19 protein-coding genes, 1 pseudogene and 2 riboswitches are annotated in these 18,913 nt (G+C 39.6%); of the genes and pseudogenes, 7 read left to right on the top strand and 13 right to left on the bottom strand.

The window, feature by feature from the left end:
- Positions 1-100: 100 nt before the first annotated feature.
- From ftsY to V757_RS29175, 3 genes are all read right to left on the bottom strand, one after another.
- Positions 101-1,750, bottom strand: a complete 1,650-nt coding sequence (gene ftsY, locus V757_RS29180) for a signal recognition particle-docking protein FtsY (protein ID WP_023950205.1) — start codon at positions 1,748-1,750, stop codon at positions 101-103.
- Between the two features lie 150 nt (positions 1,751-1,900).
- Positions 1,901-3,031, bottom strand: a complete 1,131-nt coding sequence (locus tag V757_RS19460) for an RNA-guided endonuclease InsQ/TnpB family protein (protein ID WP_245586970.1) — start codon at positions 3,029-3,031, stop codon at positions 1,901-1,903.
- A complete protein-coding gene (locus V757_RS29175; RefSeq protein ID WP_245586967.1) occupies positions 2,959-3,171 on the bottom strand; it encodes a helix-turn-helix domain-containing protein in 213 nt (70 codons plus the stop codon). Before V757_RS29175 ends, V757_RS19460 begins: the two co-directional genes overlap by 73 nt.
- An 81-nt stretch (positions 3,172-3,252) precedes the next feature.
- On the opposite strand from V757_RS29175, the pseudogene tnpA reads away from it, so the two are divergent.
- The 6 genes and pseudogenes from tnpA to V757_RS19430 all read left to right on the top strand — a co-directional run bounded on the left by tnpA (position 3,253) and on the right by V757_RS19430 (position 6,170).
- Positions 3,253-3,670 (top strand): annotated as a pseudogene (gene tnpA, locus V757_RS19455) (IS200/IS605 family transposase).
- A 158-nt stretch (positions 3,671-3,828) separates the two neighbouring features.
- Positions 3,829-4,125, top strand: coding sequence for a nucleotidyltransferase family protein (locus V757_RS19450; RefSeq protein ID WP_023950202.1), 297 nt, complete (start codon positions 3,829-3,831; stop codon positions 4,123-4,125).
- Positions 4,122-4,505 carry a HepT-like ribonuclease domain-containing protein gene (locus V757_RS19445; protein WP_023950201.1) on the top strand — a complete coding sequence of 128 codons (384 nt, stop codon included), beginning with the start codon at positions 4,122-4,124 and terminating at the stop codon, positions 4,503-4,505. Before V757_RS19450 ends, V757_RS19445 begins: the two co-directional genes overlap by 4 nt.
- 246 nt (positions 4,506-4,751) lie before the next feature.
- Positions 4,752-5,354 (top strand): 16S rRNA (guanine(966)-N(2))-methyltransferase RsmD, encoded by a 603-nt coding sequence (rsmD, locus tag V757_RS19440; RefSeq protein ID WP_023950200.1) that lies wholly within the window; start codon positions 4,752-4,754, stop codon positions 5,352-5,354.
- A 42-nt stretch (positions 5,355-5,396) separates the two neighbouring features.
- The gene (gene coaD, locus V757_RS19435) at positions 5,397-5,900 is read left to right on the top strand and encodes a pantetheine-phosphate adenylyltransferase (RefSeq protein ID WP_023950199.1); all 504 of its coding nucleotides are present in this window, start codon (positions 5,397-5,399) and stop codon (positions 5,898-5,900) included.
- Positions 5,901-5,915: 15 nt separating this feature from the next.
- Entirely contained in the window at positions 5,916-6,170 is a 255-nt protein-coding gene (locus V757_RS19430) for a YfhL family 4Fe-4S dicluster ferredoxin (RefSeq protein WP_023950198.1), read from the top strand.
- A 64-nt stretch (positions 6,171-6,234) separates the two neighbouring features.
- On the opposite strand, the gene V757_RS19425 is transcribed toward V757_RS19430, so the two are convergent.
- The 4 genes from V757_RS19425 to V757_RS19415 form a co-directional block, all read right to left on the bottom strand.
- Positions 6,235-6,591, bottom strand: a complete 357-nt coding sequence (locus V757_RS19425; protein WP_023950197.1) for a hypothetical protein — start codon at positions 6,589-6,591, stop codon at positions 6,235-6,237.
- Between the two features lie 62 nt (positions 6,592-6,653).
- Positions 6,654-7,904: an LD-carboxypeptidase gene (locus V757_RS0113715; protein ID WP_023950196.1), complete on the bottom strand. Its 1,251-nt coding sequence runs from the start codon at positions 7,902-7,904 to the stop codon at positions 6,654-6,656.
- On the bottom strand, positions 7,882-8,475 hold the full coding sequence (gene tadA / locus V757_RS19420) for a tRNA adenosine(34) deaminase TadA (RefSeq protein WP_342664077.1): 594 nt from the start codon (positions 8,473-8,475) through the stop codon (positions 7,882-7,884). Before tadA ends, V757_RS0113715 begins: the two co-directional genes overlap by 23 nt.
- Before the next feature lie 141 nt (positions 8,476-8,616).
- A complete protein-coding gene (locus V757_RS19415) occupies positions 8,617-9,804 on the bottom strand; it encodes a porin (RefSeq protein ID WP_023950194.1) in 1,188 nt (395 codons plus the stop codon).
- A 1,013-nt stretch (positions 9,805-10,817) separates the two neighbouring features.
- Here V757_RS19415 and V757_RS27930 point away from each other — a divergent pair.
- Entirely contained in the window at positions 10,818-11,876 is a 1,059-nt protein-coding gene (locus tag V757_RS27930; RefSeq protein WP_081710651.1) for an Rpn family recombination-promoting nuclease/putative transposase, read from the top strand.
- Positions 11,877-12,145: 269 nt separating this feature from the next.
- Here V757_RS27930 and gcvP read toward each other — a convergent pair whose 3' ends face one another.
- The 6 genes from gcvP to V757_RS19375 all read right to left on the bottom strand — a co-directional run bounded on the left by gcvP (position 12,146) and on the right by V757_RS19375 (position 18,729).
- The gene (gene gcvP / locus V757_RS19400) at positions 12,146-15,019 is read right to left on the bottom strand and encodes an aminomethyl-transferring glycine dehydrogenase (protein ID WP_023950189.1); all 2,874 of its coding nucleotides are present in this window, start codon (positions 15,017-15,019) and stop codon (positions 12,146-12,148) included.
- A 30-nt stretch (positions 15,020-15,049) separates the two neighbouring features.
- Complete coding sequence (gene gcvH / locus V757_RS19395) at positions 15,050-15,421, bottom strand: glycine cleavage system protein GcvH (RefSeq protein ID WP_023950188.1); 372 nt, start codon at positions 15,419-15,421, stop codon at positions 15,050-15,052.
- Between the two features lie 70 nt (positions 15,422-15,491).
- Positions 15,492-16,589 (bottom strand): glycine cleavage system aminomethyltransferase GcvT, encoded by a 1,098-nt coding sequence (gene gcvT / locus V757_RS19390; protein WP_031274326.1) that lies wholly within the window; start codon positions 16,587-16,589, stop codon positions 15,492-15,494.
- 45 nt (positions 16,590-16,634) lie between these two features.
- Positions 16,635-16,713: riboswitch (glycine riboswitch) on the bottom strand.
- Between the two features lie 15 nt (positions 16,714-16,728).
- A riboswitch (glycine riboswitch) is annotated at positions 16,729-16,816 on the bottom strand.
- A 277-nt stretch (positions 16,817-17,093) separates the two neighbouring features.
- Complete coding sequence (locus tag V757_RS19385; protein WP_023950186.1) at positions 17,094-17,465, bottom strand: hypothetical protein; 372 nt, start codon at positions 17,463-17,465, stop codon at positions 17,094-17,096.
- 2 nt (positions 17,466-17,467) lie between these two features.
- A complete protein-coding gene (locus tag V757_RS19380) occupies positions 17,468-18,013 on the bottom strand; it encodes a Panacea domain-containing protein (protein ID WP_023950185.1) in 546 nt (181 codons plus the stop codon).
- A 197-nt stretch (positions 18,014-18,210) separates the two neighbouring features.
- Positions 18,211-18,729 (bottom strand): OmpA family protein, encoded by a 519-nt coding sequence (locus V757_RS19375; protein WP_023950184.1) that lies wholly within the window; start codon positions 18,727-18,729, stop codon positions 18,211-18,213.
- Positions 18,730-18,913: the final 184 nt, after the last annotated feature.

The following is an 18,913-nucleotide window of genomic DNA, read 5'->3' as shown; positions in this document are numbered from 1 at the left end:
TTTTAATATGGCTCCCCTTTTTGTACTTCTTGCGATATATCAAGTGATGTCACTATGATAAATATCACTATTATAAATTTGAATTAACTAGTAAATTACACTATTCACCCAATAACGCACTCGCAAACTCGCTCGCCACAAATGGTTGTAAGTCATGTAATTTTTCACCGACACCAATCCAATAAACAGGTATAGGTCTTACACCTTGGCTTCCTGCCGCTACAGCAGCTAATGTTCCACCTTTGGCTGTTCCATCTAGTTTGGTAACTACTAGTCCCGTCAAGCCTAATACAGCATCAAAAGCACGAATTTGTGCTAAAGCATTTTGTCCTGTATTACCATCAACCACTAAGAGTACCTCATGGGGAGCGCTACTATCTGCTTTACTAATTACACGTTTAATTTTCTTGAGCTCTTCCATGAGATGAGTTTGGGTAGGTAAGCGTCCTGCTGTATCCACCATCACAACATTCATTTTGCGTGCCTTACCTGCATTGACCGCATCAAATGCCACGGCAGCTGGATCACCTCCGTCTTGAGAAATCACGTGAACATTGTTTCGTGACCCCCATTCCATTAACTGCTCTCTTGCGGCAGCACGGAATGTATCACCAGCCGCCAATAACACACTCGCCCCACTCTCTTGAAAATGATGCGCTAATTTACCAATCGATGTTGTTTTACCTGCACCATTAACCCCTGCAATCATCACTACATTAGTAATATCCTGGTCAAGCATAAAACGCTTCTCTAGTGGTTTTAAATGTTCCGTCAATAACTGATGCAAGGCTTTTTTCACATCTGCTGCATTATCCAAGCGTTCTTTTTTGACCTTGCTACGTAATTTGCTCAGTAATGATTGTGTCGCTTCAAGTCCAGCATCCGACATAATTAACGCCGTTTCCAATTCCTCGAAAAGATTTTCATCAACTTTAACGCCCACAAAAATCGCACTGATGCTAGACCCTGTTCTTGATAACCCTTTTTTAAGACGGCTTAACCAAGATGCTTTTTCTGCCACAGGCGTAGCACTGTGAATGACCTCTTCAATGACTTCCTCACCACCGCTAACAGACTCATCACCATGATCAAGTATGCTTATTGCTTGTTGCTCTACTTCAGTCGCTTGAGGAGATTCTATCTCTGATACGACTTCTTGAGTCTGAATAACATCTGCTACAGGTTCTACTACTTCTGTGGTTTGAGTCACCTCTACTGGTATTTGTGCTACATCAGATTGTATGGCTACGTCAGATTGCGGCTCACTATGTTTAGCGATGCCCGTATTCTCATTGTCATCTTGATCTTCATCCGTCTCAGTATGATTAGTTGACTCATATCGCAACGGACTATCTTCAGGAATCTCTGCTAGAGCAGCCGCTTCCAATTCCTCATCACTAATCGTACCCGCCATCTCATTGAGTGTGACATGTATATGTACTTTCCCGTCCTGTTCTTCTTGTAATTGACTATCCACCGTAGGTAAATTAGTCACAGTATTGATAGTAGGCTCAGGAATTAGCGTTGGTGAAGGTATCTCAATAGGATCAGGCGTTACCTCCAATATCGTAGAGGGAGATGTTTCTACCGTTTGGCTAATAGGCGTTTCTTGTGTAATTACCGTTGCCGTTGCTACCTCTTCCTGTTCAACAGGTACTGACTCTACCGCCTCCAGCTCAGCATTTTGCTGGTGCTCAAGTTTTTCTTTATCCTTATCACCTGAACGCCAACGCTTAAAAAAACCAAACATAGTGTTTACTCTCTCTCAAAAACTTTACTAATAACCAGTATTTTAACCTTACTTCATAAGGAATCAGATATGCTGATTATTATAATACGTTAGATTATTGTTAAATCAAGAATCTCCTGAGCTGGAGGAGTAATTATGAGATTACTATACTTACACTAACAGAAGCCTGCTGATAGGTTGACATCCTCCCCGCACCAAAGGACGGGGATTCCTACTAGCTCCCATTGCAAGCAATGAGCTACTTTCGGTGGGTTCTTGTTGCTGACCTCCAATGAAGTTCACTTCACAAGCTCTGCGGACATGTCCTGCCCTGATAGTTGATGCGTGAACGATTGCTCGTCCACGCTCTAATACATTTAATGCCCCAACCACATCGACATTTTCTGTGTAGCCACATTCTACGCATTCAAAACTGGCTTGCGTTTGGCGATTTTCTTTGGCTATATGACCACAACAAGGACAAGTTCGGCTTGTGTTTTGCGGTGGAACAGCTACTAAAAAACCACCCTGCCATTGCGTTTTGTAGTCTAACTGACGGCGGAACTCAAACCAAGATTGATCGAGTATCGCTCGGTTTAAACCTGATTTTTGTTTGACATTTTTGCCAGGTTGTTCAGCATCGCCTTTGGCTGATGTTGACATAGTCGACACCTGTAAATCTTCAACATAGATCATAGCGTGGTTTTTGCTGATTTTGCTTGAAGTTTGGTGCAAAAAGTCTTTACGGCAGTTTGCGATTTTATGGTGTAAGTTGGCAATTTTCGCCTTTAATTTCTGCCAATTTCGGCTAAATTTAACCTTGTTTTTAAGTTGGCGTTGAAGTTTTGCTAACTTACCTTTATAGGTTTTAAACGCATTTAATGGTTCAAAAAACTCTCCGCTTGAAAGCGTGGCGAAACGAATAATACCCATATCTATGCCGATTTCACCGCCTTTATGTGTCGGTATTTTATATTCAAATTCGGTTTGAATACTCACAAAAAAGCGACCACACTTTTGGCTAACGGTGACGTTTTTGATTTCACCCACGACATCACGACTATTACGATAGCGAACCCAGCCAATTTTGGGCAGATACAAGCGGTTATTTTGTTGCTCAAGTTTGCAACCTTGCGGAAAGCGAAAGCTCTCTTTTAAGCCTTTTTTCTTGAATTTTGGGAAATCGGCACACTGTTGAAAAAAGTTTTTAAACGCACTTTCCAAGTCTTTTAACGACTGTTGAAGCACTTGGGAATGGCATTCTTTGAGCCACTGTAGCTCTTTTTTCCATTGGGGAAGCAGATTAGCGATTTTAGTGTAACTAAACTGAAGTTGTTATCTTGCTCGTACTGCTCATTTTGCCAAGCCAACGCCCGATTAAATACAAAACGAGAACAACCACAGAACTGTTTAATGCTGCGGATTTGCTCGCCATTTGGCATTATCTCGAACTTAAAGGCTTTGCGTAACTGCATTGACAAGGTTTAGAATGTGATTTTTTTCCTACATTCTACACTTAGTCTATGAAAAAAGAAACTGAAATTAGACACGGAGGACATTGTGTGTTTTAATATGCACGTTCACTTAGTCTTTGTAACAAAATACCGCCGTAATGTTTTCACAAAAGCGATCTTAGACAATCTTAGATTGATTTTTGAAAGTGTCTGCAATGATTTTGAAGCGAAACTCGTCGAGTTTGATGGTGAAGACGATCACGTTCATTTACTTGTTGAATACCCACCTAAAGTGGTGGTATCTACGCTGACGAACAGCTTAAAAGGTGTGTCAAGCCGAATGATTAGAAAGAAAAACTACCTGAGCATCCGCAAAAAACTCTGGGGTAATCAGCTTTGGTCACCATCTTATTTTGCAGGCAGTTGCGGTGGTGCACCGATTTCGATTATTCGTCAATATATCGAGCAACAACAAACACCTGATTAGTTAGGTTTGAAACGGCTAACGGCGTTTGTGCCTTATATCTCCGCCCTGAAGGACGGGGTTTTACGGCACGGACTGATAAAAATGACTATATATGGGCTTTGGTAAGTATTTTTATTCGGGTATACTAATACGAGTACAGCTTAAAGTGGAGGCTATATATGAAACCATCCCTTCTACTTGCTGAGAAAATGCAAGATCTTAAAAGGATATTTTCTCGTTACCCTTTTGCAATTAACCCTAGAATTTTTGGCTCAGTTGCCCGAGGTGATGACCATGAAGGAAGTGATTTAGATATTTTAGTTGATATCAAACCTTTCACTAGTCTATTTGCTATAGCTCGCTTGCAAAATGATTTAGAAGAGTTGTTTCCACAACTCAAAATTGATTTAATTGACTCCCATAGCTTTAAAGGAAAGCTTAGTGAAAAAATCAATAATGAGACGATATTGCTATGAGTTTAGATAATGATAAAAGCTTAATCTATTTACAGTATATGCAACAAGCTATAAATGATATTTTAGAACATACTCATAATTTAACCTATGAAGCATTTGTTAAAGATAAAGCTAAACGACAAGCAACCCAGCTAAATTTTATTATTCTTGGTGAAAATGCAGGTAGACTTCTAAATCAAAAGGATAAATTTAAAGATATTGAAGAGATTTTTAAACTATCAAAAACCATGAGAAATTTTATTACTCATCAATATGAAGATGTCAGCTTAACATTAATTTATGCTACTGCTAAAACAGATATTCCCGATTTACAAATTGTCATTAATAAGCTAGTTAAGTCGCTACATCAAACTCCGCCAGATCCAGAAATGGAAATATAAGTATAAAATTGCCATACCTATGCACTGATGATAATACTTCTAGCCTACTAACTCCCCCGTGGTATCCATCACATCGCCAATAAAGTAAAGCTCTAAAGTTTTCTGTCTGCAAGGATTTAGTCGAATATTAACTACTTAACTAACTAAGTAACAATTACTCTGAAAGACTACTCGTCACAACATCAAAAAAGAGCTTATTCTCAGATTGAGGGATTATAATACCTTATCTATAAAATTTTATTAAGTATGAAGCAACACCACCCCTCTAGCAAACCTTCCCCCAACAATCCCACTACCAAAGTGCGTATTATTGGAGGAGAGTTAAAACGCACGCTTATTCCTGTAGCTAATGTCCCCGGTTTACGCCCAACACCTGATCGTGTCCGTGAAACCTTATACAACTGGATACATCACCTCTGGCAAGGACAATATCACGATAAATCGGTATTAGATTTATTCGCAGGGTCTGGGGCATTAGGCTTTGAAGCGGCATCTCGAGGTGTTGGTCATGTTCAAATGGTAGAGTCTAATCCTGAGGCATTGCGACACTTGCGTACTATTCGCGATAAATATAATTTAACCACTGTGCGTATTCATAGTCATGATGCCATGCTTGTTCTTAATCGTATGGATGCATCGCGTTTTGACTTAGTCTTATTAGACCCTCCCTTTAACACGACTTTACTTGAGCAAGTCAAACCTTTTTTACCACAGATTCTTAAACCTAATGGATTAGTCTATATTGAATCAGAAAAGGCACAAACCCTTGAAGCTCCTTTTACTTGTATTCGTTCTTCTAAAGCGGGTATGGTTTATTTTCATCTATTTCAATATGAAACATCTGAATAAGGTTTATAATAAAGTATTAACAAAGCTTAAGAGAGAAACCCTATGTTAACTGCTGTTTACCCTGGAACCTTTGACCCAATTACACGTGGTCATGAAGACCTTGTTCGCCGAGCATCTGGTATCTTTGATCAAGTCGTTGTAGGTGTAGCGGCAAGTCGAGGAAAAAACCCTTTCTTCTCTCTTGATGAACGCTTAAAAATTGCTAATGAAGTGTTAGGACACTATCCTAACGTTGTCATTAAAACGTTTGACGGTTTATTAAAAGACTTTGTGCGCCAAGAAAATGCACGTGTGATTATTCGTGGGCTACGTGCCGTATCAGACTTTGAATATGAATTTCAAATGGCTGGAATGAACCGTTACCAATTACCCGATGTTGAAACTCTCTTTATGACACCCTCAGACCAATACCAATTTATTTCTGGCACGTTTGTGCGAGAGATTGCACTTTTGGGTGGGGACGTCAGTAAATTTGTATTCCCTTCTGTTGAACGTTGGCTCAATGAAAAAGTTGCTGCCCGTAAACAACAAGAAGCTTCTAAGTAATCTTAAGGTAGTACCATGGCATTAACTATTAGTGAAGAATGTATCAACTGTGATGTTTGTGAACCGCAATGCCCCAATGATGCCATTTACATGGGACCAGAAATTTATATCATTGAACCAGAAAAATGCACTGAGTGTGTAGGGCATCATGACGAGCCACAGTGTATGGCAGTTTGTCCTGTAGACTGTATTTCACCCCACCCTGAGTGGAATGAAACACCAGAGCAATTAATGGAAAAGTTTAAGCTATTACAGCAACAGAAAAAATAACTTCCCCTTGTCCTGAGAAAAATTCTCTAACATTGACTATGTGATTACAGTAATAGAAAGAGAACTATCCACCTATACCAATCACAGCTTTATCAAAGACCTCGCCGCCTTTAGGTGAAAGCCCTGACGGCGTAAAGTCACCAAGTTCATGCTCTAATTGGATAAAGACTTTATTTCCCTTGCCAAGTGGCTCTTCGGCATAAATACCGACATAACTTTGGTCTTTGAAAGACTGTACGCCAATGCTATGCTGATTAGTAGAAAAGGGAATGCCATTCACTTGCCCTTGTCTACTCTGATGTTGGTAGCTAAGCCCTTGATCAAACTGACCATATAACTTAATAGCATGAGCAGACGGCATAGCGGTGACTAAGCTTGTCACCAATAACAATGTTAAGAGCTTTTGACTGTGTTGCTTCATTAAGTCTCTCCTATAGTTGTCTTTACCACCTTCCCTACGCCTATCTATACCTTGTCACATCCTCACTTATTCTTCTTAGACTTTTTGTGCTGCTTTGATGATTTATCTTTTTTGCTTTTCTCTTTGATAAACTCTTCCGATTCATTACGTGTATCATCAGTAGCCATAGCTGATTTTTTATCACTTTTTTTAGATTTTTTACCTACAGGCTGTGTCTCTGCCTCTTCAACCTCATTATCAGAGATAGGATAATCTTCATCTATAGATGATGCCTCTGTTGTTTGAGCATAATTACCCTCATATACTTCATGCTCATGATCGTGCTTATCAATAACTAGATATGCCATCCCATCTTCTGTTGCAATACCTACTTTTTTCCCTATAGGAAGGGTCACACGCATCTCGCCATGCCCATAAGGTAATCCTGTGATAATTGGTATATTAATCTGGCTACGCAACCATTTAATGACATCTGGCATATCAAATCCATGGTCCGTTTTAGTGATTTTGTAATCTGTAAAATCACCTAATACAATCGCTTTCTGCTTTTCTAGAATGCCTGCATGCAGTAATTGAGTCAATAATCTCTCAATCCGATAAGGATGCTCACTCACATCTTCTAAAAATAAAATCCCTTTTTTAATAGCCGGCAAATAGGGGGTCCCCACCAAAGAGGCAACCATAGCCAGATTACCTCCCCATAAAATGCCCTCTGCATCCACAGGGTCTGAATCAGGTGAAATAAAGCTTAATACCTCTAGCTCACCACGCATTACCTCGACAAAAATATCAGCGATTAAGTCATTGACCTCATTACCACCAAAATCACCCACAGCATTCGGTCCTGTAAAGCTTGGCAAGCCTGTCTTCGCTAAGAGTGCCAAATTAAAGGCAGTAAAGTCACTATAACCAACATAAGTCTTAGGATTTGCCTCAAGAAATTTCCAATCAATCTTGTGCAAAATACGAGTGAGACCATAACCACCACGCGTTGCCATCACGATCTCACATTTACTTTTAGCCGCACGATTAAATGCTTTCACACGCTCCTCATCTGGAGCGGCAAAACGTGAAAACTGCCCATCTGCTGCTTTGTCTATTTTGACGTTGAAACCTAAAGAGTTTAGTTTACGCTTGGCAATATAAAGACGCTCTGGTTCAGCTAAATAACCAGAGGGAGAAATCAAATAAAGACCTAGTTTATGGTCATACTGTTTACTAATCGGCACATCATCCGCCTCATCAAAAAGAATCTGAGCATCATTCAAACGTTGCTCTAATTGTTTTTCATCAGACTTTGTTGGTGTTGACATGATTTTTCCCTTGTCGACGTTCTTTAAAAAATTGGCGTAGCAAAGCGGTGCTTTCCTCTTGCAAAATTCCCATACTCACGCGTGTTTGATGATTTAACTGATGATTAGCATGTATATCAATCACACCACCGCAAGCACCTGTTTTGACATCTCTAGCTGCAAAAACAATTTCACTAAGACGAGAATGCAATATGGCACCTAGACACATCATGCAAGGCTCTAGGCTAACATACAGCTTACAGCCCGTTAAGCGATAATTACCCATTGCCTTGGCAGCCATACGTAATGCCATGATTTCGGCATGTGCTGTAGGATCAGCATCCATAATAGTACGATTATACCCTTTTCCAATGATTTCACCATTAGCAGAAACCACAACGGCACCCACAGGAATCTCTCCTTGCTGATAAGCAAGATAAGCTTGCTCTAACGCCTGACGCATATAGTAATGGTTACTGCTGCCGTTATCATTACTACCATCATTATTAGCATAAGCAATGTTAACAGTGTCGTTAGCACTAACCATCGTACAAGAAGTGTTTATTCCAGAAGATTGACAACTATAATCCATATCATGACTAACATTCGTACCCTAGCTACGCTAGAAAATACTGTTATTTTACTACAAACAAAGCAAAACCCCCTAGCCTAAGCTAGGGGGCTGTGTAGCCTTTCGGCAATTGTTAAGCATGCACTATGTCATGCGAAACAATTAGAAGCGGTGTTGTAAACCAACAACTGCTTGAGTGAAGCGAACTTTTTGGTCATTGTTTTCTTGTTTCCATTTAGATTGACCATAAGAACCTAACACATAAACGTGAGTACGTTTAGATAGGTCTTGTTGGTAACCTAAGCTCCATACGTGTGTATTGATACGCACACCGTCGAAGTCGTTATGTTTGATACGACCACCTTGGTAACCAGCGATGATTTTGCTAGTTTCGCTAGCTTTGAAAGTTAAACCACCGAACCAAGATTGAGCACGAAGACCTCGCGTATCCCAAGCTTTCAATCCGTAAGCAGAATCAGCTAAACCAAATTTACCATTGATTACGCCGTCACGTTGTTGACCATAACCCAAAGCTACTTTAACTGGGTTAAAGTCATAAGCAGCAGCTACTGTCCATGCTTTAGCTGTACGATCTTGCTCACCTAAATCACCTTCAGCTTTTTGTCTGTCGTAGTCAAAAGAAGCACCAACTTCTAAACCACCGTTGTTATAACCAACACCAGCTGTTGCAATTTTAGAAGATTTTTTACCAGTTTGATTGCCATTTGCACTTTCTTTTTCGTCGTTATAGCCAAAACCTACACCGAATTTGAAACCGTCATAGTTTGGAGATAAGTATTTGAATGTTGGGCTTTGGCGAGCAGAGATTGAATCACCAAAAGTAGAACCAGCACCAGCATTACCCCAACCTGTACCAAATGGATCAATACCAGATACTAAATCGTCAGCTACGTTGTATTGACGACCTACTGTGAATGTACCCCAGCTTTCACCAGTTAAACCGATGATAGCTTTACGACCGAATAAACGACCTTGTTTAACTTTTGTTGTACCAACTTCGTTTCCTGCTTTATCTTTTACTGTTAGTGTTGATGTTTCAGCTTGTTCAGAGTGACCAGTTGCTGGATCGAAGCCAGATTCTAATTGGAAGATAGCAGCAGTACCGTTACCTAAGTCTTCAGTACCTTTTAAACCCCAACGGCTACCATTTTTAATGTTGGTTACTGCACCAATTTCACGTAATTTTGTAGAACTACCTTCAGTAGTTGTTTTTTTCTCGCTGTAACCTAAACCAGCGTCAACTAAACCGTATAATGTAACTGATGACTCAGCTTGAGCTACACCAGCAAAACCAGCAACTAAAGCAGCAGCTAATAATGTCTTTTTCATTTGAAATCTCCGTAAGATTTTTGATTAATCTGAAAAGTGATTAAGAAGTAAATCAACCTTTCTCGAAAATTTTCCACAAAGGGAAGTTATGGTTATTGCATCAAATTTTTGAGCAACTGACTAGCACCAACGTTAAGAAAGTTTGCATTCTGTGGTTTTTTTGCCTAATTTTGTCGCTTTAAAACCACTTTTTGATGTTTTTATACTACAAAAACTCATAATTTGATGCTTGTTTCCAACAGTAGCTTTCGCCTGTTTGTTTGCTCAAATTCTTAAGAAATCACTTTAAGTTTGATTTCTTATAAATTCATTATACGCAAGAAATAGTCATCAATTATGTTATTGAAGCATTTAGTTGATAGTGTGTCGTTTATGTACGACAGTATGACGTAAGTGGCTGAGTTAAATTGTGGATCCTTAGTGCCCTTAGTGCTTAACTGCCTTTGTACCTTAGCCCTTTAGTCCACTAGAGTCATATAGCGTTTATTCAAGCTTAGTTTATTCAAGCTTAGTTTATTCAAGCTTAATTAGTAGGTTAAATTAAAGCATTTTAGCCACTAGTCATATGTAGGTGCCACAGAATCCAATTTACTTATGCTCACTTATCTTAGATATAAACTAACTCTTTGTGTTGTTGTGATTGTAGCGACATCATTTTTAGCATTTTAGATTTTTAGCATTTTAGATTTTTATCGTTTTATACATTTAGTGTTTGATGTCCTATCAAAGCTATCCTTATCTATGCATATGCATCATAAATCTTTATAGATAATATATAACGATTCATGATTCACTATCCGCTCGCTTTAAACTGCCCTCGCTGTTAACTTTTAACAGTAACACTAGCAATGACTATTTAAATTATTCCACTATAAAGAATATAACGATGAATGGAATATAGATCTTAACTTTTGTTATTTGTCTAGTATGACAGAATAGTTTTGTCCAATAGGACATTACGTCCGCTCCCTTTAGCATGAAATCTTTCTCACTAAACCTAGTAGGATTTCATCATGACCTCTCGAAAAAAACCTTCCCCTTCCTCTACTAACTCTACGCCACCATCTCCAGCTGCTACCGTCACATCTGACCCTACAGCACCTCCCTCCTCAGCGTTCGCCTCTTCTACCGCCAATCCAACTGCGAGCACCGCTGACGCCTCTTCCCTCCCCTTTACCCACCTTGACCTCACTCAAGACTGGGTCTTTAAATGGATGTTCGGTCAGCTCGACCATAAGCACCTCCTCATCGACCTTCTCAACACCATCCTCGCCGATAAAGAACCCCCGATTATTGATCTGCACCTCAACAACACCGAACAAATCGGTGAATCCCTCGATAACCGCAACGTCATCTTCGATATCTACTGCACCACCTCTGATAACACTCACCTCATTATCGAAGTGCAGAATATCGACCACCCCCACTATATTGATCGTACCTTAGCCTATGCCGTCACTGCCTTAAATAAACAAATCAAAGTCGGTGAGAATTGGCATCACCCTTTTGATCCCGTCTACGTCATCTCCTTTATTAATTTTATTCAGTTTCCTAAAGAACCCTTTTTTACCCATGCTTCCCTCATCGATACCGAGACCCATCACCCAATTAGTCATAAACTCAACTTAATTTTTCTGGAACTACCCAAAATCCAGAAAAATACGCTAGACTATCAGAACAGTCGCCTACACACTTGGCTATATTTCATTAAATTCCTTGGAGAGATGAAAACCATGCCACATCAATTTATTACTGACGATACCTTTAGAGAAATCTTTCGCAAAGCCAATGTCGCCAACATGACTGCTCAACAAGTGGAGGACTTTATTCGCCAGAATAAATACCATTGGAATCATATGATTTCCCTTGATGTTAAATATAATGAAGGCAAAGAAAAAGGGATTCAGGAAGGGATTAATATTGGGAAAGAAGAAGGCTTAGCACTAGGCAGAGAAGAAGGTTCGCATGAGGCTATGATCTCTACCGCTAAAAAACTAAAAGCCCGTGGTACAGATATTGCTCTTATCCACGATGTCACTGGCTTACCCCTAGAAATTATTGATAAGCTATAAAAGCCTGCACGCCGAAAGTACCACTATTCCTCTACCTCTCAAACAAAATGGGTTAGTCCTCACTAACCCATTTGCTTATTCATAGCACCTATTCAGCCTATTGCCATCATCTCGTTTTTTATTTTGACGTGCAGGCTTTTCCTTCTCATCATATGACCAATAAATAAACGCCTGCACGCCGAAAGTACCACTATTCCTCTACCTCTCAAACAAAATGGGTTAGTCCTCACTAACCCATTTTTCATCATTCCCAATAACGTATGATAATTCTACTCTGATTGATATGACTCAATTGGAGGGCATGTACAAACCAGATTGCGATCACCATAAGCATTATCAACACGAGATACTGGTGGCCAATATTTTGTAGCGGGATTGACTCCTGCTGGATAAGCTGCATCTGTTCTGCTATAGCCATGAGTCCACTCTGTAGCTAACAATGTTTCTGCTGTATGTGGTGCATTTTTCAGCACATTATCCTGAGCATCCACTTCACCTTTTTCTACTTGTTCAATTTCTTTGCGAATAGTGATCATTGCTTCAACGAAACGATCAAGCTCTTGTAAGCTTTCTGATTCAGTAGGTTCGACCATTAATGTGCCAGCAACCGGGAAGCTCATTGTAGGAGCATGGAAACCAAAATCCATTAAGCGTTTTGCCACATCATCAACTGTAATACCAGAGGTATCTTTAATAGCTCGCAAGTCAAGAATACATTCATGAGCCACACGACCATTACGACCACTGTATAGAATTGGATAATATGGTGCTAAACGTGTTGCGATATAGTTAGCATTTAATAATGCCATCTGTGTTGCTTTTTTAAGACCTTCAGCTCCCATTAACGCAATATAAACATAGGAAATAGGTAATACACCTGCTGAGCCGAACGGTGCTGAGGCAACAGGTCCTACAGAGTCTTTATCTAACTGACCTTGTTCGTCCACAATACCCGGTAAATAGGGTGCTAAATGTTCACGTACACCGATAGGACCAACACCAGGACCACCGCCACCATGAGGAATACTAAATGTTTTATGCAAGTTGAAATGTGATACGTCAGATCCAAATACGCCTGGTTTAGCTAAGCCTACCATAGCATTCATATTGGCACCGTCTAAGTACACTTGTCCACCAGCTTGGTGAATCAAGTCACAAATCTCAACGATACGTTCCTCAAATACCCCATGTGTTGATGGGTAAGTAATCATCAATGCCGCCAAACAATCGCCTACTTGAGTAATCTTGGCCTTTAAGTCCTCAACATCCACATTACCATGGTCATCTGAAGCAACAATCACAACATCCATACCTGCTAATGCTGCAGATGCTGGGTTAGTGCCATGCGCTGATGATGGGATTAAACATATATTACGTTGCTCCTGACCATTTGCTTTGTGATACGCACGGATAGCTAGCAAACCAGCATATTCTCCTTGAGCACCTGAGTTAGGTTGTAAACTCACCGCATCATAACCAGAGATCTCGCATAATGCTTCACTTAAGCGCTCAAACAATACTTCATAACCTGTTGCCTGATCATCAGGTGCAAAAGGATGGATATTAGCAAATTCTGGCCATGTAATTGGGATCATCTCTGCCGTTGCATTTAACTTCATTGTGCAAGAGCCCAATGGAATCATTGAGCGATCTAGTGCCAAATCTTTGTCTGATAAGCGACGAAGATAACGCAACATATCTGTTTCAGAACTTACGCTTGAGAAAATAGGATGAACTAAGATGTCACTCTTACGTGCAAACTCTGCTGGCACAACAATATCAACTAATTGTTCAGCTAAGTCATTAATATCAATTGTTTCAGCGTTAATCGCTTCTGCAACGATATCGACTAGCTCTTGAACATCGAATAAGGTTGTTGTTTCATCTAATGAAATAGACACACTGTTTTTACTAACATTACGTAAATTAATCCCTTCTTCTAGGGCAATACCTAATATTTTGTCAGCATATTCTGACTCAATTTGTAGCGTATCGAAGAATGATTGATTAACTACCTTAACGCCTAATTGTTCTAATGCTTTATTTAATACATAAGTACTAGAAAATACACGCTCTGCAATACGACGAATACCTTTGGCACCATGATAAACAGCATACATGCTCGCCATCACAGCAAGCAATACTTGAGCCGTACAAATATTAGATGTTGCTTTTTCACGGCGAATATGTTGTTCACGAGTTTGTAGTGCTAGACGTAGTGCTTTTTTGCCTTGTGCATCCACAGATACACCCACTAAACGACCTGGCATGGTACGTTTTAACGCATCTTTACACGCCATAAAGCCTGCATGAGGACCACCAAAACCAAATGGTACCCCAAACCGTTGTGTCGTACCAATCGCAATATCAGCTCCCCACTCACCCGGTGCTTTAAGTACAGCTAGAGCCAATAAATCCGTTGCTACCGCAACAATAGCTTGTTGAGCATGAGCCTGTTCAGCCAACTCAGTATAATCAACCACACCACCTAAACTATGAGGATATTGTAAAAGAACACCAAAGCACTCTGGCAGACCCTCTGCTTCATCACCTTGTACTACCTCAATACCTAACGGCTCAGCACGGGTACGCACTACTTCCCATGTTTGCGGATGAATATTTTTAGATACAAAGAATACATTACTTTTAGATTTAGATGCACGACGAGCTAATGTCATTGCCTCTGCAGCCGCCGTTCCCTCATCCAATAAAGAAGCATTAGCCACTTCTAATGCGGTTAAATCTGTCACCATTGTTTGGAAATTTAACAATGCCTCTAAGCGCCCTTGAGAAATCTCAGGTTGATATGGTGTATACGCGGTATACCACGCTGGATTTTCCAAAATATTACGTAAAATGACATTCGGTGTATAAGTGCCGTAATAACCTTGGCCGATAAAATTTCTATATACCTGATTTTGACTAGCTACTTCACGTAGTTCAGCTAGAATTTCAGCTTCTGAGGCCGGAGGATCTAAATCTAATTCCTCATTAAGCAGAATATTATTAGGCACAATCTCTTTGACTAATGCATCAAGAGAGTCCGCACCAACCACTTCTAGCATTTTTGCCTGTTCAGCCTCATTAGGACCAATATGGCGACCAATAAATTCTTCTGTTTGTTCAATATGTGTGTGCAACATGATTATTCCAAAATTTTATACTTAAATTAATTAGGCTTGAGCAGCATAATCAGCAGCACTTAATAAACCATCTACATCTGCAGGATTACTTGGTTTGATTTTAAAAATCCAGTTAGCATAAGGATCTTCATTAATCAGTGCAGGATTATCTTCTAATGCAGTATTGAATTCAGTAATTTCACCAGCAATTGGTGCATAAATATCAGACGCTGCTTTTACAGATTCAACAACAGCAGCCGTTTCACCTGCCGCTAATGTTGATCCAACTTGTGCATCACCTACAAATACTAAATCGCCTAATTGATCTTGGGCATTGAAAGTAATTCCAACTAAGAATACATCACCCTCTTTTAAAACCCATTCATGTGATGCTGTATATTTACGATCTTCAGGTAAACTCATTTTTAACTCCTAAGATTTAGCCACGTTGCACACGCGACATATTTCAAATTTAAATTAATAATAAAATTCTTTACGCAATTAATGCTTTGCCATTACGGACAAAAGGTAATGTGGTTAAAACCGCAGGAATCCATTTTCCACGAATTTCTACTTCGACTGAATCTCCTGCCTTAGCACCTTCTGGCATACGAACAAATCCCACTGAAAAACCTAGAGACGGTGACATAGTTCCACTTGTAATCTCGCCTTCACCACTCTCACCTCGCACTTTCATATGAGCTCTCATCACACCACGATCAAGTAATTTAATACCTAAGAAAGCGTTACGTACAGGCAACTCTTCTAAAATTTTACGACCAACGAATTGACGCGATTCATCCTTTAAACTGACCGTCCATGCTAATCCCGCTTGATATGGCTGTGTATCTTCATTCATATCTTGACCATATAGGTTCATACCCGCTTCAAGACGTAAAGTATCTCGAGCGCCTAGACCACTAGCTTGGACACCTGCCGCAATCAAATCTTCCCATAATTTAACCACGTCATGACTTGGCAACACGATCTCTACACCATCTTCACCCGTATAACCAGTACGTGCCACCATCGTATCGTCATTAATTAATGCCGCTACAAAAGGGCTTAAATTTTCTGCGGATGCTTTCCATTCGGGACGTACTTGCCAAAGAATCTCTCTTGCTTTTGGACCTTGTACCGCTACCATAGATAAATCAAAACGAGGGGTAATGACCACGTTGTAATCGGCGGATTGCATTTTCATCCAAACTAAATCTTTTTCTGCTGTTCCCGCATTCACGACAACACGCCACTTATTTTCAGAGAAAAAGTACACAATTAAATCGTCAATAATGCCCGCCTGCTCGTTTAACATGCAAGAATAAAGTGCTTTGCCTGGCGTGCCAGTGATTTTGCTAACATCATTAGCAATTAGATGACGCAAGAACTCATAAGCACCATCACCAATAATGTCTACATTTAACATATGAGATACATCAAAAATGCCTGCATTTTTGCGCACAGCATGATGTTCTTCGATTTGAGATCCATAAGAAATAGGCATTTCCCAACCACCAAAATCGACCATTTTGGCATTTAAGTCGAGATGTGCCTGATATAAAGCAGTATGTTTTAACGAAGCAGAGGACAATAAAGCACCTTTAGCAAAAAGAATAGGAGTCACATAAACGTGTGTATTCACCCCTCTGTCCTGGTGCCTGAGAGTTTTAAATCACCTTCGGCGCTTGCTAACAAGTCTCTCCAGAGTACCTACTGCTATGTAAAAAAGCAAATAGTTTGCCGTGCATTTACCTGAGCGATTCTGGGTGAATTGCGCCTTCGGTGGCAGAAAAAACTGCTCTCTCCTGCAACTATTTAATAGGTAGCGTAAGTATAACTCAAAGGGTAGTTTCTTTGTTTGCAGCTGAAAATGTTAAGGGAAAATACTCAGTCTTTTTTAAATTTCTATCACAATAATAGCGTGTTTTTATCTTTTCATCAAAAAATTTCAGTGGATTGAAAAGGCACCACAATAATTACTCTTCCTGCTCAATAATCTGTTGATAACATCCTTTCCTGACTAAATACTATGTCTACGTGCGAAGGATACTATTCCACTTGGTGCACCTTGTTAAGCAATAATTAAAAGTATTATTTATTTTAAGTATTCTATTTTCGGGAGTATCATTGGAGGATGGGCTGTCATATCAACAATCTTAATGTATCCATCGCCTTTTATATAGTGCAAAACATATTCAGATGTAAGATGTCCTGAGTTTCCATTGTTATATTTTGGAATACCTATATGGTAGTGCCAAAGATTATAATCTTGAGCGTATTTAACTTTGTATAACCAATTAGGATCATTCTTGGGTACATTATCAGACATCTTGTTTTTTCCAGGAAGTCCAAAAAAACCACTGCTAGCCACATGCCTCGCAAAATCCCCAATCTTTATAATATCTTCTTGAGGGAAGTTTTTCATTTCTTTTAAAAAGAGCGTACCAAAAAAAACAGAAATGGACATAATTAAAAACTCTTAACCCATTGCATGAATGAATCTTTATCTTGTGTATCTGGCATTTTGACAAAGTCTCCTTCAACACGCTTTTTCATTCTCTCTAAATCAAAGTTAAAGTTATCATTGGAAAGTTTATTAATAAAAAACTCTTTGATGCACGCTGTATTAATAACACCACCGTTAGGAGTACTTAGATAAGGTAATTCTTCATGAGTCATATCACGCAATTTCCAAGCAGTAAATTGCCCATATTCTCGCCTAACACGGTTAAGAATATATAGATGCTCGTCATTATATTTATTCATTTCTATATGAGCAACGGGTAAGGGACTACTCCCATAAATTTTAAATTGATGGTATATAGATTCAACTACTGGACCATGAGTCCAACATGATATGTTTTCATCAAATAGCTTTTGACCAAACAAGGCTAATGAATATCCTTGTGCATAATATAATAATTTTTGTAGTTTGAGATTAGATATGGTAGCTTCTCCATCCTCTTCATCAACAGGTGAAAGAAAAAAGTCAGCTACATCTCTTACGCTTAGCATTTATAGATGCTCCTGTGATTGTTACGTAACCTCCAAATTAGAGCTAATTATAACATTCATTATCCAATTAATATTTAATAATTGTATTCAATAAGCTGTGTAGATTTTAAGTAAGAATTAAAAAACTATACAAAATTAAAGTTATGAGATGAAAGCCCCATGCCCCTGCATGGGGAGAATATCAAAGATTACTTTTATTATTTTTTAGCTGTTGGTTTACGAATACCCGTAATAGCCACCGTCACACGGCGATCAGGTTGTAAACATGCTGTTAAGGCTGGTGTTGCTCTCTCTCCCACACAGTCTTTGGTCACCGGCTGACTCTCGCCTGCACTCGCCACAGAAATCGGGGCACTAATACCTCCTTGCTCTAAGTACGCTTTCACTGTCTTGGCTCGATTTAACCCTAAGTTATAGTTATACGCCTCTGTACCTAATCTATCGGTATGCCCCACTAAATCAATTCGATCTACTGTCGCATAACCTTCTGTAATCTTCGTCACTAACTCATCTAAGGTCTTCTTCCCCTCTGCTAATAAATCACTTGGGTTTGATTTATCAAATTGGAATAAGGCATCTGCCGCTAATGTTACTTGTTCTTGTTTTACTGGCTGCGATTCTGGTCCACACCAATCATTATCAACATCTTTTAAATTAACACACGCTGATAATGCACTCACTGTTACTAAGCTAATTGCTAGTCTAGATAATTTCATAGGCCAATTCCTTGAAAAAAATTAAATTAGGTTTAATAAACAACAGTCCGCAGGGACTGTTGCTGGTCAGATTCTCCGCTTCGCTACCCCACTTCGCCACTAGTAAGTGGCTCAGAAATAATCTGCGCTCAACAGTCCGCAGGGACTGTTGCTGGTCAGATTCTCCGCTTCGCTATCCCACCTC

Origin of the sequence: Pelistega indica (genome assembly GCF_000506865.1) — a bacterium.
GTDB lineage: Bacteria > Pseudomonadota > Gammaproteobacteria > Burkholderiales > Burkholderiaceae_B > Taylorella > Taylorella indica.
Note: the sequence above shows the minus strand (reverse complement) of the source record. Positions and strands in the feature narration are given on the sequence as shown.

Bases quoted from the DNA above. Each gene is read 5' to 3' on its own strand.
- V757_RS19380 (WP_023950185.1), bottom strand. From the start codon at position 18,013: ATGCTAAGCGTAAGAGATGTAGCTGACTTTTTTCTTTCACCTGTTGAT.
- gcvH (WP_023950188.1), bottom strand. From the start codon at position 15,421: ATGAGTTTACCTGAAGATCGTAAATATACAGCATCACATGAATGGGTT.
- V757_RS19445 (WP_023950201.1), top strand. From the start codon at position 4,122: ATGAGTTTAGATAATGATAAAAGCTTAATCTATTTACAGTATATGCAA.
- V757_RS29175 (WP_245586967.1), bottom strand. From the start codon at position 3,171: ATGCCAAATGGCGAGCAAATCCGCAGCATTAAACAGTTCTGTGGTTGT.
- V757_RS19430 (WP_023950198.1), top strand. From the start codon at position 5,916: ATGGCATTAACTATTAGTGAAGAATGTATCAACTGTGATGTTTGTGAA.
- V757_RS19375 (WP_023950184.1), bottom strand. From the start codon at position 18,729: ATGAAATTATCTAGACTAGCAATTAGCTTAGTAACAGTGAGTGCATTA.
- V757_RS19450 (WP_023950202.1), top strand. From the start codon at position 3,829: ATGAAACCATCCCTTCTACTTGCTGAGAAAATGCAAGATCTTAAAAGG.
- rsmD (WP_023950200.1), top strand. From the start codon at position 4,752: ATGAAGCAACACCACCCCTCTAGCAAACCTTCCCCCAACAATCCCACT.
- V757_RS0113715 (WP_023950196.1), bottom strand. From the start codon at position 7,904: ATGTCAACACCAACAAAGTCTGATGAAAAACAATTAGAGCAACGTTTG.
- tadA (WP_342664077.1), bottom strand. From the start codon at position 8,475: ATGGATTATAGTTGTCAATCTTCTGGAATAAACACTTCTTGTACGATG.
- V757_RS19385 (WP_023950186.1), bottom strand. From the start codon at position 17,465: ATGTCCATTTCTGTTTTTTTTGGTACGCTCTTTTTAAAAGAAATGAAA.
- ftsY (WP_023950205.1), bottom strand. From the start codon at position 1,750: ATGTTTGGTTTTTTTAAGCGTTGGCGTTCAGGTGATAAGGATAAAGAA.
- gcvP (WP_023950189.1), bottom strand. From the start codon at position 15,019: ATGTTGCACACACATATTGAACAAACAGAAGAATTTATTGGTCGCCAT.
- V757_RS19425 (WP_023950197.1), bottom strand. From the start codon at position 6,591: ATGAAGCAACACAGTCAAAAGCTCTTAACATTGTTATTGGTGACAAGC.
- coaD (WP_023950199.1), top strand. From the start codon at position 5,397: ATGTTAACTGCTGTTTACCCTGGAACCTTTGACCCAATTACACGTGGT.
- V757_RS19415 (WP_023950194.1), bottom strand. From the start codon at position 9,804: ATGAAAAAGACATTATTAGCTGCTGCTTTAGTTGCTGGTTTTGCTGGT.
- V757_RS27930 (WP_081710651.1), top strand. From the start codon at position 10,818: ATGACCTCTCGAAAAAAACCTTCCCCTTCCTCTACTAACTCTACGCCA.